We start from the raw sequence: 12309 nt of genomic DNA, 5'->3' as shown, positions 1-12309 counted from the left end.
GGTGTTCGGGTTGTCATGCCAATGGCATTGCCCGGTAGCTACGTTCGGAACTGATAAGCGCTGAAAGCATCTAAGCGCGAAGCAGGCCTCGAGATGAGTTCTCACTAGACTTTTAAAGTCTCTGAAGGGCCGTTGAAGACTACAACGTTGATAGGCAGGATGTGGAAGTGGTGTGAGCCATTAAGCTAACCTGTACTAATTACCCGTGAGGCTTAACCATACAACGCCAAACGCGTTTTATGACAGCGTAACAGACAGAAGTTAGTATACTAAAGTAGATTTACGATTATCAGATTTCCAGATTTTAGTTAATTGCGAATGCGATTAACGACCAGAATATGCTTGGTGACAATAGCGTTTTGGACCCACCTGACCCCATGCCGAACTCAGTAGTGAAACGAAACAGCGCCGATGATAGTGTGGCATTTGCCATGTGAAAGTAGGACATCGCCAGGCTCCTAATTAGAGAAACCCGATTCGAAAGAGTCGGGTTTTTTGTTGCCTGTAGAAAAATAAAATACCCAACCAAGACCCCTACGACCTATATCTTTGTAAGCATCGTGTGGCATTGACCATGTGAAAGTAGGACATCCTACTGCGTAGCGCACCATGGCTCCTAATTAGAGAAACCCGTTGCAGCAATGCAGCGGGTTTTTTGCGTTCAGGGCTAAATCGTCCAGCACTATGCCGAGATTGCATACAGAGATAAAAGGCGCATAAGCGCAAGGTGAAGAGACGTAGGAGGCACTTTAGTGCCGAAGTGTCTGATATGCCCTTCATACATAACCACTGACATTCACGGCTAAAGCCGTTCCTACACTTCTTAATAACGATGTTTAATCATGATGACAGAAGTGCAAGGGGCTCTAAATCGCTCATTTCACTTCTGGCTCAAATAATTAGGACGTAGAGGCACTTGAGTGCCGAAAGTGTCTGATATGCCCTTCATGCATAACCACTGATATTCACGGCTATAGCTGTTCCAACGAGATAGTGATTCATTGCTAGTTATTAAAACAAGCCATATTCTTCGGTCTCTTCGGCTTCATGGCGCATTAAATGCTCAGGGCGGAATATGGCGCTAGGATCGAGTAACAAACTATGCTTGTTTTTCATTTTGATTAAACCACGCATCATATTTTTAGTTTGAGGATCTACATCAAAACCTACGGAGGTAAGCTTATCAAGCGGTTTAATATCCTCTTTCTTTACATTGATATTGTCTTCTACCTTGTCAACGAGGAGGCCTATATGAGGTGTTACGCCATCTTTAGTGGTAAAGATTATGATAGGCTTGTAATCCAGAATAATCTGCTCTCTTGCAGACTCAAACAAGCGTATTAACTGATTAAACACTTGGCGCTTCTTTTCTTCAAATAAACGAATAACGTTCTCTTTTGTCATTGTTTTTTGAAGGTCTAAGAATTCACGCGCCATGGCGTGCAATTCTCTGTGGGGGGTGTCGAACTTATCGAGGATATTTTGCAGGTCTTCGTTGTCAGTTTTAAAGCTGTTGTACCATCGGCCAAAATCGCATTTATCCGGATCAATTGTGTTTGTGAAGGCTGCGCCTGTGAGCAGGCTATGCTCTAGTGCGCTCAACCATTGTTGGTGATCTTTTTCTTTTTCAACCAATAAGTCAGTGAGCTCAGCATTTGTCTTATTGGTTGATTGGTTATTAAGTACAATGCCTAAATCAAAGATGGGCGTGGGTGTTTCCATGTAATCTTTTACACCAATGAAGCTTTTATTTTCATTAGGCAAAGATGTCAGGTTATTTTCGTAACGTTCTGTTAGAAGAATATCGAGAATCTTAAGTGAAATGGTCTTTTGCCCAACACGAAAATTAATCAGATCCATATTTCCCTCAAAGCCTTGTTAAGTCTTTAAAGCATAGAACATTATTTCGATTTAGCAGTAGTTAATTTCAATTACTTTTAAAATAGGATCGGTAGATCTTTTTATCCGTGTTGTTTGTCTGATTGTTAAATAAATCGGCAAACTCAGACGTATCACTAAAGAGCTTATTTAGTTCAGTCAGCAAGCATTGATTATTCAACGGTGTTGTGCACTTTTGTGCGGCGCTCACTAACGCAACTGCATTCAAATAGCCTTCAAAAATAATTCTGTTAGGGCTTGTGTTATAGGGCTTGATATCTGCTCTAAATTGCTTGCATAAGGAGTTGTCACACTGATTTGGGTCTGGCACAACCTCCGTTACCATAATAGTACTTGGGTGGTGAATGAGAGAGTATAAATCAAAACTCGACACAAATGATACTGAGGTATAGTCGGGTTTAAAACCTTGCTCGTATCCAGTATTAATAAATTCGGCTAATGGTTGATAAGTGCCTACCATGCATACTGCGGTGACTCCACTAACTTTAAGTTGTTCTAGTGCCTTTGATATCTCTTCGCTATTTCGTTTGAAACGTGCAACTTCAACCGGTACCAAATCGTGTTTTTGCAGTGCCATTATTAAGTTACTTTCAACTAAAAAACCAAACTCATCGGCTTGGATTATCAACCCTATTTTTTTATGCTTGCGCTCCTGAACTAAATAATTAATTTGCTCTATCGCTTCATCTTGATAGCTTGCGCGTAAGTTAAAGACGTTTGGCATTGACTGGTTATGGAGAAAGTCAGCACCAGTAAAAGGCATCAAGAAGGGCACTCGATGTCTATCTAAAAGGGGCTTAATCGCATTTGCAGTCGGTGTACCCATCGAGCCGAAGATAGCGTCTATTTTGTCGTTAAATAAAAATTGTCGCGTGTTTACAACGGTATTTTTAGGCTCATAACCGTCATCAGCAAGAATAAGATCAATATTTTGACCATGTATTCCATCACGTGCATTTACTTTGTTGAAATAGATTGTACTACCCAGTGCTAATTGCTCGCCGATGTGTTTTGCAGGGCCTGTTAGTGCGGTAGACATCCCTAATTTTATAGGTGGCTGTGTATGTTGAGTGTTGCCTATAATAGGCACGAAAAGCAAGCAAATCGCTAGGCGCTTAAGGGTTGCTCTTATTAAGTAAAGTAAACTGGGCATACCAATCGTGTACTGCTTTTTTGAACCGAATGTCGAACTCTTTTTTACCCGTGAAGTGTGCTTCATCAATTACGCTTTTCACATCAATTTGCTGTAATACTAGTCTAATAAGGATCATTTTTGTATCTTGGTCGAGTAAATTTAGACTAATAGGCATGTGCCAAATAAGCTGCCACAGTAAGGGTTGTAATTTAAAGAGTGTAACGTCGTTGTTGAGTAACCTGTCTGCTCTATTAAGCATTTCTGAAGAGCAACCTATTGTTGAATAGCCTGAAAGTAGTTCATCAACTAGTTGCCATGGTAAAGAGTTAAAATGCCCAAATAGTTGCACGGATAGGTCTTGCTTAAATTCTTCTTTTAATTGCTCTGTGACTGCTTTGCTTTGTGTTTTTAATGGCTTAATAACAAGTGCAGCATGTTCTGCAGTGGCTTTATCACGGTTAAAACCTAGCTTTACAAGGCGAAAACCATTTGTTTTCCAAAACCTAACTAATGACGCATTTGCCCCAAAACTTGCACCAAAGAAATCGCACGTACTTAGTTGTTGTTGGCAAAAATCTAATAAGGCAGATCCTATACCTTGTTGGTGGCTCTCTGGTGCTACAGCGATTCTCACAACGCGTGCAGAGTGACCTGTTAGCCACTGCGTATCATGCGTTAACTGAGTTAATGTTTGTGCCATTAAATGCCCTTGCGGGCGGCGTTCGCCTGTTATTACTTGCTCTGCAATATCTTGCGATAGTCCCCCTTCAATTGCGACTAAACAGACGGCTTGTAGGTTTTCTGCTTGTCGGCAAATAAATAAGTGTAATTCAGGTGCATCAAGCAATTGACGTAAATCACTCACACTGGTTTGGTAGTGCGCTAACGCGAGGAGTGCCATAACTTGGCTTAATAAGTGTTCATCACGAATAAGGCGCTCCTTGCTAACCTGCTCGAACTGCAAAGGTAACGAACTAGCGACTTGATTGTATTGCGCATCAAGCAGTAATAAATCGCGTATGGCGTACTCAAGCGGATCATGCTTTGCAAAGCGGATCGGTGCGTCTAAGTTTATTGTCTTTAATGACTTAAACTGGCTGCGCAAATAATGTAAAAAGCGCAGTGTATAACCGCGGCCATTGCCTTCATAACCGACCATGGTGCTAGCAAACACAATACGTGGGTACGAGTGTAAAATTTGCATTAGCATAGGAACAGGGATAGCTGCAGCTTCATCTATAAATAGCAGATCGCATTGAGGTTTTTCATTAAGGAGGTTATCAGGAGCACTATAACTTAGGTTTGCAAGTTGCTTGCAATTGGCTTGCAAAGGGACATTAAGTTGTTCAGCTAAGTGTTTAAATGTGGTTTGCACCGCTTTAACTTGAGTCGCACACAGCAGTATTTTTTTATCCTTTAATGCAGCAGCTGCAAGGCCTAATGCGGCTGATTTTCCTCGCCCTCTATCAGCACTAATTACGAGAGGACGATGTGCGCGACCCTGTGCTGTTTTAATTATTTGCTCAATACACGCCTGTTGTTGAGAAAAGTCAATTAATGCGTGATGTGGGTGTATTGTTTGATATGTCGTTGGCGTGATGTGCTGCTTAAAAATGTGTGTTTGCGACTCTAATAATGTAGTTAGGCGTTCATTAAAGAAACTATGCGTTATTGTTTGTCCAAACGATGTGACGTTTTCAAGCGCAGGATCGACCCATGTTGGGTCATTGGGGAGTAATAAAATAAACACACCACCGGCTTTAACTGTACCGGCAAGCGCGGCTAACTTATCTGCATACAGTCCACTAAAACCATCAAAAATCGCGTGTTGAAACTCTTGTCCAAGAATTTGATGAACATGCTTTGGGAAGACGCTATTTTTTAATTGATGGCAACTGCTAAACACATACGTGTTTGGCAGTGACAGTTGATTGGCAAATGCATAACACCAGGTTGCATCGCCTTGCACCACAATAAGCTGACGATGCTTGGCAATCGTCAGCTCAGTGATGAGCATGCTTAGGTAGTCGTTATAGGGCTTGAAGTCTTGCATACTGAGTAACAAGCCACTTACTGCCTAAATCATCAAAGTTCACTTGAATACGTGACTGTGCACCACTGCCTTCATAATTTAGTACCGTTCCTACACCAAATTTTGCATGTAAAACGCGTTGCCCTAAATTAAAGCCACTGTCTTCAAATGCGGCATGTGTGACTGATGAGCTAAAACGGCCTGCGGCTGGGGGCCTTGAAACTTGTGTTTTGATACGAATTTCCTCAACACAGTCTTCTGGCATTTCGCGCAAGAATCGAGAGGGGCTGTGGTATTTTTCTTGGCCATATAAACGGCGAGTTTCAGCATGACTAATGTACAGCTTTTCCATCGCTCGGGTCATGCCTACATAACACAAACGGCGCTCTTCTTCTAAGCGACCAGACTCCTCATTACTTTGCTGTGAAGGAAACATGCCTTCTTCAACACCCACCATAAAAACAAGCGGGAACTCAAGGCCTTTTGCTGAATGAAGTGTCATCATTTGCACGGCATCTTCGTGCTCATCGGCTTGACCTTCGCCTGATTCGAGAGAAGTGTACGCAAGAAAGCCTTGCAGTGGTGAGCTGAATTCTTCGTCTTCAGGTAGCTCATATTGGCCACAGGCACTAATGAGCTCTTCTAAGTTTTCTACGCGAGCGCGGCCTTTTTCACCTTTTTCAGCTTGGTACATGGCCATCAACCCTGAAGTTTGAATCGCGTATTTAGCTTGCTCTTCTAAGGTAAGATCACTGATTTTGTCTTCAATGTGCTCAACCAGCTCTAAAAATTTTGTTACTGCACTGGCTGCACGCCCAGATAGATGCTGCTGTTCAATAATGGCTTTTGCAGCATACCACAGAGGAAGAGACTCGTTCCGCGCACAGTCACGAATGTGGCTGAGGGTTTTATCTCCAATACCACGAGCAGGGGTGTTAATAACGCGCTCAAAGGCGGCATCATCTTGGCGATTACCCACTAAGCGCAGGTACGAAAGGGCGTCTTTAATCTCTTGACGCTCGAAGAAGCGCATGCCGCCATAAATGCGGTATTTAAGCCCTTCTTGTAACATGGCTTCCTCGAGTACACGAGATTGCGCATTGTTACGGTATAGAATCGCGGCATCTTGCAAGGCATTACCAGCATTTAGCCAGCTACGCAGTTTACTGCTTACGAAACGGGCTTCATCTAATTCGTTAAAAGCGGCATACACCGAAATTGGTTCACCCTCGTTACCATCGGTCCAGAGGCTTTTACCCATGCGTTCAGCATTATTTTTAATTAGCGCATTGGAGGCTTTTAATATTGTGGCTGTTGAGCGGTAGTTCTGTTCAAGACGAATGGTTTCGGCTTCGAAGTCGGTTAAAAAGCGTTTAATATTCTCAATACGTGCACCGCGCCAACCATAGATACTTTGGTCATCATCACCTACTATCATAATGCTGTTGGTGTTTCCTGCTAGCAGCTTTAACCAAGCATATTGAATCGTATTGGTATCTTGGAACTCGTCTACCAACATATGAGCAAAACGCTGCTGATAATGACGCAGTAGCGTAGGGTGATTGTTAAGTACTTCGTAGCAGCGTAATAAAATTTCTGCAAAGTCGACCAAACCAGCACGATCACATGCTTCTTGATATGCTGCATAAACTTTCAGCATCATTTGCTCATTGATATCGTAAGCCTGAATATCTTTAGGGCGCAGACCTTCGTCTTTTTTAGCACTGATGTACCAGCTAAACTGTTTCGCTGGCCACTTTTTATCATCGATATTCATTGCTTTAAGTAAGCGTTTGATCATTCGCTGCTGATCGTCTGAATCTAAGATTTGAAAGCTTTCAGGTAATTTTGCTTCACGATGATGTGCACGCAAAATACGGTGAGACAACCCGTGGAAAGTGCCAATCCACATGCCACCAACAGGCGCTTTTAAGGTTTCTTCTACGCGAGAGCGCATCTCTTTTGCAGCTTTATTGGTAAAGGTGACCGCAAAAATACTGTAGGCAGAGGCTTGCTCAACTTGCATTAGCCATGCGATACGATGAACAAGTACTCGAGTTTTACCAGAACCTGCACCAGCAAGTACTAGCATATTTTGCAATGGGGCTGCGACTGCATCCCGTTGTTTGTCATTTAAGCCATCGAGTAATTCAGAAACGTCCATCGTTACGCCTTTTCAATCTATAATGAGAGGAGTATAACAGGTGTTTATGCAAGGCTAAATAAAATACTGTTTTTATAAACAGCTATTTTGGCAAGTTATTAAAATTGCATAATAAAAATTGTGAATTTGACCTATTTGTGGCAAAAAGAACTAAAATAAAAACAGTGTGAAAATTTAACGTGTTGATTTATAAAATATAATAAGTTGGCATGAAGTGTGTTTATAAAAAGTATAATCATCAAAAACTACAGAGGTTAGTATGGCAGAGCAAGGTTCTGGCGGTAATGTAATCGCAGCAATATGTAATATCTTTTTTCCCGGTTTAGGGCAACTGGTGCAAGGTCGTTTGATGGCGGCGATCGCATTTTTCTTAGCGTGGATCATAAGTGGGGTATTAATTTATGTCGCCGTTGGTTTCATATTACTTCCGATTGTATACCTATGGGCAATCATTGATGCCGCGCGTTTCAAGTCGCGACTCTAGCAATTTTTTATATATCTAAACAGCATTAACACTAGCGCCATTGGGCGCTAGTGTTGTTTTTGGCCTTCTGAACTCGCTACTGCATGCCGCAACCGATATAATTACTGCATCAAGAGTTGTGAGTATTTACGATGGAATATCAATTTATCCGCGATCCAATGAGCGGTTTACGTATTAAAATTTCGACTGAACATGCGGTTATCGGTCGTTGGTTGAATGAAGAAATAGGCAAAGAAAAAATAGCGATGGTCCAGGCGCTAATTTCCGCCGTTAAAAATAGCCATGAGCCCTTAACACTGCAAGGCCAAGAAATAGATTTGATTTTGAGTAAGGACGAAGCGTTGTTTGAAGCCCATGCTCTTCATCAAGATAATGAAGATCTCATGGCGTATCAGGATGATGATTTAATGCTTGAAGAAAATGGCTTAAGCAGTGGCTGCGGTTTTGAGGATTTTGTTGATTTAATTGAGTCTTGGCACGCGTTTGCGCAAGGTCGTTAAGCAGGGCTTAAAGCCCTACTTAATTAATCACTCGATAGTGTGTTTATTGTTCGCTCACTGATTTAACTGCGGCTAACAATACGTCTTCTGTTAAACGAACTTTATAATTAGGGTTCGCATACTGAAAGTGGATAAGCCCTTGCTTATCTACTACAAAAACAGCAGGAACGGGTAACGCAACCTGTGCTTTGCCATCGAGTGATACAAAGTTAACCCCTAACTTGTTGCGATAAATTTTTGCGGTCTTGTCATCGAGATAAAATGCCAATCCCAACGTTTGGCTCAATGCCAAACTATCATCAGAGAGTAGTTGATAGTTCGCAGAGGTTATTTTAGTCTCGGCTAGCTTTTCTGGAATATCCGGAGATATTGCAATAATTTGTGCCCCCAAGTCTGCTAATTGATCCTCAATTTTTTGTACGTTGGCTAATTGCTTGGAACAATAGGGACACCATCCACCTCGGTAAACGATTAATACGGTAGTTTTTTCTTTAAAACGTTTTTTTAAAGAAACGGTTGTGCCGTTTTGGTCTTTTAAATCAACATCTGGAATTGTTAATCCAGGCAATAGTGGACTGACGTGCTCTGCCGAGTCAGCAATATTATGAGCTGTGGCTGCAAGTGTTTGGCTAGATAGCACAAGTAATGCACTAACAAGAAGGGTTCTCAGCATGGTATTCCTCAATTATTTTTTTCAACTGCTTATGAAGACCTGCTTAGCTGTTTTTTAATTTCATCAATGCTGAATTTATCTGTAGTATATAGCTAAATAAAAATGCAAGTTGGGATTAAAAATGTCTGCTAATTTACAAAAAATCGTTGTCATGCTTGAGATGCAAAATGCCATGAATACAAAAGTGCATGAGCAATGGTTTAGCCAAGGTTTTGAATGGTATCGTGCTATTTGGGTTGAGTGTGCTGAAATGCTCGACCACTATGGTTGGAAATGGTGGAAAAAACAAACCCCAGATACTGAGCAAGTTATTTTGGAGCTGGTCGACATTTTCCATTTTGGTTTATCACTGCGTATCGACGGGGAAACAAGTTACGAGCAACTTGCCGCTCAACTTGAAGCTGAACTAAGTGCGCCTGAGCAAGCTGACGATTTTAAACAAACGCTTGAGTTATTGGCTGCAACCGCCGTTGCTGAAAAGCGTTTTAATGCTGCCGCATTCGCTGGATGTATGGCGCAAATTGGCATGGATATCGACGATTTATATCGTGGCTATGTTGGCAAAAATACACTTAATTTCTTCCGCCAAGATCATGGTTACAAAGATGGCAGTTATATAAAGGTGTGGAACGGTCAAGAAGATAACGAGCATTTAGTTGAAGTCGTTAAAAGCCTCGGTACGGAGCATGCTGATTTTGCAAAGCTTGTCTATCAAGGCTTAGAGCAGCGTTACCCTAAATAAACCTATTTATGCTCATTTTAGGGGCATGAAGTCACGAAAGTCGGTGGTAGATAAATAGCCATCGAACTGTTTATGCGGTTGTCGGCTATCAGGGTTGGCAACCGCAAGTATATGGCCTATGCCAAACTCTTTGGCCGCATCGAGCACTGCGGGACTGTCATCAACAAATAAAGTGCGCGCTTTATCAAACTGCCATTCTTGTTGCACTTGCTGCCATAAAGGTTGATGTTCTTTACTCACACCATATTGATGGGTTGAAATAACGCCATCTAAATAATTGTCTATTGCCGTTAACTCAAACTTTAACATGACACAATCTGGGTGGGCATTCGTAAGTAAGATTAATTCTTTGCCTGTTTTTCTAAGTTCGGTTAGAAAAGGGGGGACGTCTTCGCGAATTTTTATTAAATGCTGAATATCACGCTTTAACGCCATAATGGGTAAATCGAGTTGCTGTTGCCAGTAATCTAAACAATACCAACTTATTTGGCCGCTTACTTTTTGATAGCGTTGAAAAATGTCTGTTTTCGCCTGCTCTAAACTGAGTCCATGCTTTAATGCATATTGTTCGGGAATAACGGTAAGCCAAAAGTAATTATCAAAATGCAAATCGAGCAGAGTGCCATCCATATCAAGCAGTACTGTATCGATTTTTGACCAATTTAACATAGGCAATTCACTTTAAAAGATTTATCATGAGTGTAACTGACATGATAGCAAATTAATGCCAATGACACAGAAAAAGCACCCAACACCTCCGCAAATATTGTCTAACGAAGTCGTCGCCAAAAGCCGACTATTTACTGTTGAATCTCTGGCTTTGAAGTTTTCAAATGATGAACAAAGGCAGTATGAAAGAATTCGTGGTGGAGGCCGGGGAGCTGTGATGATTGTGCCCGTTACAGCTGATAATGAATTGCTATTAGTAAGGGAATATTGTGCAGGCACGAACGACTATCAACTCGGTTTTCCTAAGGGCTTAATTGATCCTGGAGAAACACCAGAGCAAGCCGCAAACCGAGAGCTTAAAGAAGAGGTCGGTTTTGGTGCGAAGCATTTTTCTGCACTAAAAAAAGTAACGATGGCACCCAGTTACTTTAATGCCACTATGCATATTCTCTATGCAGAGCAACTTTATCCAGAAACGTTACCTGGTGATGAGCCTGAACCGCTCGTTGTTGTTAAATGGCCAATACAAGATTGGCAATCTTTATTACAACAAGATGACTTTACTGAAGCACGAAGTGTTGCAGCTTTGCTATTATTAACAAAGTACCTAGAGTCAGGAGCGGGCAATGAATAATTTTTTAGAACCGTGCATTCGTTTAGCTGAGCAGGCAGGTGAGGCTATTATGGCTATTTATCAGCAAGATGATATTGGTGCTGAAGAAAAGTCAGATAATACACCCGTAACGAAAGCTGACTTGGCATCGAACGAAGTATTGATGGCAGGCCTAAGAAAGTTGGCTCCCGATATTCCGATTATGTCTGAAGAGACGCCTATTCCAGCACTTGAAGATAGGAAACATTGGCAGCGATATTGGTTGCTAGATCCTATGGATGGTACGGGAGAGTTTATTTTAGAAAGTGGCGACTTTGCGGTAAATATTGCGTTGATTGAAAACAATCATCCCGTCTTAGGCGTTATACACTGGCCAGCTAAACAAGTGACGTATTTCGCAAGTTATCAAAATGGTGCGTTTAAACGTGAAAATGGCCAAGATAAGCAAATTTCGGTAGCAACGCCAGATAACTTAACATTAGCGGTGAGTCGCAGGCAAAAAATTGAGGCGGTCAGTCAATATTTAAATACTCAGTTTGCCACCGTAGCATTAGGGTCATGTTCATTAAAGGCTTGCATTATTGCTGAGGGAAAAGCAGATTGCTTTTTACGTATTGGCCCAACAGGTGAATGGGATACTGGTGCATCTCAAGTAATTGTCGAAGAAGCTGGCGGATGCATTACTGACGCTGAATTTAACCCACTGACTTACAATCAACGAGAAAGTACTGAGAATCCTGATTTTATTGTAATGGGACACCCAGATTGGGAGTGGCAAAAAATGATCAGTCCTCATCAACGTGCTATTTAGAGTAGTTTTGTGTGCTTTTTGTTCGCTTGAACCGCTTTTATTATTATAACCCTTGATTTCTAATTTTTTTGCTATATTATAGCGCTCTCTCTGGTACAGGGCATCGTTAACATGCTTATGTTACTAAGAGATTACAGGCGCGGGATGGAGCAGCCTGGTAGCTCGTCGGGCTCATAACCCGAAGGTCGTCGGTTCAAATCCGGCTCCCGCAACCAATTTTTTAAATTGGCTGACTTCTTAAATTAAGTGAGAAGAAAAATAAACTTAATAATTTCAGGCGCGGGATGGAGCAGCCTGGTAGCTCGTCGGGCTCATAACCCGAAGGTCGTCGGTTCAAATCCGGCTCCCGCAACCAATTCTTTGAATTGGCTGACTTCTTAAATTAAGTGAGAAGAAAAATAAACTTAATAATTTCAGGCGCGGGATGGAGCAGCCTGGTAGCTCGTCGGGCTCATAACCCGAAGGTCGTCGGTTCAAATCCGGCTCCCGCAACCAACTGAAATTAAATTAGCAAACATGATCAGACACGCCACCGCGTGTTTTTTTATGCCTGAAATTCAGGTTTATAATCCGAAGGTCGTCGGTTT

General features: G+C 41.8%; 11 protein-coding genes, 3 tRNA genes and 2 rRNA genes. 10 read left to right on the top strand and 6 right to left on the bottom strand.

What is annotated here, in order from left to right; all coding sequences use genetic code 11:
- Positions 1-220 (top strand): 23S ribosomal RNA (locus BWD47_RS14645); the annotation flags it as partial.
- 121 nt (positions 221-341) lie between these two features.
- A 5S ribosomal RNA gene (gene rrf / locus BWD47_RS14640) occupies positions 342-456 on the top strand.
- A 555-nt stretch (positions 457-1011) separates the two neighbouring features.
- Here the strand turns inward: rrf and BWD47_RS14635 are convergent.
- The 4 genes from BWD47_RS14635 to uvrD all read right to left on the bottom strand — a co-directional run bounded on the left by BWD47_RS14635 (position 1012) and on the right by uvrD (position 7230).
- Positions 1012-1860, bottom strand: a complete 849-nt coding sequence (locus tag BWD47_RS14635) for a CZB domain-containing protein (RefSeq protein WP_036974285.1) — start codon at positions 1858-1860, stop codon at positions 1012-1014.
- 67 nt (positions 1861-1927) lie between these two features.
- Positions 1928-3052 (bottom strand): ABC transporter substrate-binding protein, encoded by a 1125-nt coding sequence (locus BWD47_RS14630; RefSeq protein ID WP_075594195.1) that lies wholly within the window; start codon positions 3050-3052, stop codon positions 1928-1930.
- Positions 3015-5087 carry a GNAT family N-acetyltransferase gene (locus tag BWD47_RS14625; RefSeq protein WP_075594194.1) on the bottom strand — a complete coding sequence of 691 codons (2073 nt, stop codon included), beginning with the start codon at positions 5085-5087 and terminating at the stop codon, positions 3015-3017. Before BWD47_RS14625 ends, BWD47_RS14630 begins: the two co-directional genes overlap by 38 nt.
- The gene (gene uvrD, locus BWD47_RS14620; RefSeq protein WP_036974281.1) at positions 5065-7230 is read right to left on the bottom strand and encodes a DNA helicase II; all 2166 of its coding nucleotides are present in this window, start codon (positions 7228-7230) and stop codon (positions 5065-5067) included. The genes BWD47_RS14625 and uvrD overlap by 23 nt, the downstream gene beginning before the upstream one ends.
- Before the next feature lie 259 nt (positions 7231-7489).
- Between uvrD and BWD47_RS14615 the strand changes: the two genes are divergently transcribed.
- Complete coding sequence (locus BWD47_RS14615; RefSeq protein WP_036974279.1) at positions 7490-7714, top strand: hypothetical protein; 225 nt, start codon at positions 7490-7492, stop codon at positions 7712-7714.
- A 131-nt stretch (positions 7715-7845) separates the two neighbouring features.
- Positions 7846-8214, top strand: coding sequence for a YacL family protein (locus tag BWD47_RS14610; RefSeq protein ID WP_075594193.1), 369 nt, complete (start codon positions 7846-7848; stop codon positions 8212-8214).
- A 43-nt stretch (positions 8215-8257) separates the two neighbouring features.
- Here the strand turns inward: BWD47_RS14610 and BWD47_RS14605 are convergent, their stop codons facing one another.
- Positions 8258-8884, bottom strand: coding sequence for a peroxiredoxin-like family protein (locus BWD47_RS14605; RefSeq protein ID WP_075594198.1), 627 nt, complete (start codon positions 8882-8884; stop codon positions 8258-8260).
- Between the two features lie 124 nt (positions 8885-9008).
- On the opposite strand from BWD47_RS14605, the gene BWD47_RS14600 reads away from it, so the two are divergent.
- Positions 9009-9629 (top strand): dUTP diphosphatase, encoded by a 621-nt coding sequence (locus BWD47_RS14600; RefSeq protein ID WP_075594192.1) that lies wholly within the window; start codon positions 9009-9011, stop codon positions 9627-9629.
- Between the two features lie 12 nt (positions 9630-9641).
- Here the strand turns inward: BWD47_RS14600 and yrfG are convergent, their stop codons facing one another.
- Positions 9642-10298: a GMP/IMP nucleotidase gene (gene yrfG, locus BWD47_RS14595; RefSeq protein ID WP_036974272.1), complete on the bottom strand. Its 657-nt coding sequence runs from the start codon at positions 10296-10298 to the stop codon at positions 9642-9644.
- 61 nt (positions 10299-10359) lie between these two features.
- Between yrfG and nudE the strand changes: the two genes are divergently transcribed.
- The 5 genes from nudE to BWD47_RS14570 all read left to right on the top strand — a co-directional run bounded on the left by nudE (position 10360) and on the right by BWD47_RS14570 (position 12217).
- Entirely contained in the window at positions 10360-10932 is a 573-nt protein-coding gene (gene nudE, locus BWD47_RS14590; RefSeq protein WP_036974304.1) for an ADP compounds hydrolase NudE, read from the top strand.
- The gene (gene cysQ, locus BWD47_RS14585) at positions 10925-11722 is read left to right on the top strand and encodes a 3'(2'),5'-bisphosphate nucleotidase CysQ (RefSeq protein ID WP_036974269.1); all 798 of its coding nucleotides are present in this window, start codon (positions 10925-10927) and stop codon (positions 11720-11722) included. The genes nudE and cysQ overlap by 8 nt, the downstream gene beginning before the upstream one ends.
- Positions 11723-11860: 138 nt before the next feature.
- A tRNA-Met gene (locus BWD47_RS14580) sits at positions 11861-11937 on the top strand.
- Positions 11938-12000: 63 nt separating this feature from the next.
- A tRNA-Met gene (locus BWD47_RS14575) sits at positions 12001-12077 on the top strand.
- Positions 12078-12140: 63 nt separating this feature from the next.
- A tRNA-Met gene (locus BWD47_RS14570) sits at positions 12141-12217 on the top strand.
- Positions 12218-12309: the final 92 nt, after the last annotated feature.

Origin of the sequence: Pseudoalteromonas sp. PAB 2.2 (genome assembly GCF_001938575.1) — a bacterium.
Classification (GTDB): domain Bacteria; phylum Pseudomonadota; class Gammaproteobacteria; order Enterobacterales; family Alteromonadaceae; genus Pseudoalteromonas; species Pseudoalteromonas lipolytica.
Note: the sequence above shows the minus strand (reverse complement) of the source record. Positions and strands in the feature narration are given on the sequence as shown.

What these genes read in the sequence shown, in the direction of transcription:
- BWD47_RS14635 (WP_036974285.1), bottom strand. Translation starts at nt 1,860, where the DNA reads ATGGATCTGATTAATTTTCGTGTTGGGCAAAAGACCATTTCACTTAAG.
- BWD47_RS14630 (WP_075594195.1), bottom strand. Translation starts at nt 3,052, where the DNA reads ATGCCCAGTTTACTTTACTTAATAAGAGCAACCCTTAAGCGCCTAGCG.
- BWD47_RS14625 (WP_075594194.1), bottom strand. Translation starts at nt 5,087, where the DNA reads ATGCAAGACTTCAAGCCCTATAACGACTACCTAAGCATGCTCATCACT.
- uvrD (WP_036974281.1), bottom strand. Translation starts at nt 7,230, where the DNA reads ATGGACGTTTCTGAATTACTCGATGGCTTAAATGACAAACAACGGGAT.
- BWD47_RS14615 (WP_036974279.1), top strand. Translation starts at nt 7,490, where the DNA reads ATGGCAGAGCAAGGTTCTGGCGGTAATGTAATCGCAGCAATATGTAAT.
- BWD47_RS14610 (WP_075594193.1), top strand. Translation starts at nt 7,846, where the DNA reads ATGGAATATCAATTTATCCGCGATCCAATGAGCGGTTTACGTATTAAA.
- BWD47_RS14600 (WP_075594192.1), top strand. Translation starts at nt 9,009, where the DNA reads ATGTCTGCTAATTTACAAAAAATCGTTGTCATGCTTGAGATGCAAAAT.
- yrfG (WP_036974272.1), bottom strand. Translation starts at nt 10,298, where the DNA reads ATGTTAAATTGGTCAAAAATCGATACAGTACTGCTTGATATGGATGGC.
- nudE (WP_036974304.1), top strand. Translation starts at nt 10,360, where the DNA reads ATGACACAGAAAAAGCACCCAACACCTCCGCAAATATTGTCTAACGAA.
- cysQ (WP_036974269.1), top strand. Translation starts at nt 10,925, where the DNA reads ATGAATAATTTTTTAGAACCGTGCATTCGTTTAGCTGAGCAGGCAGGT.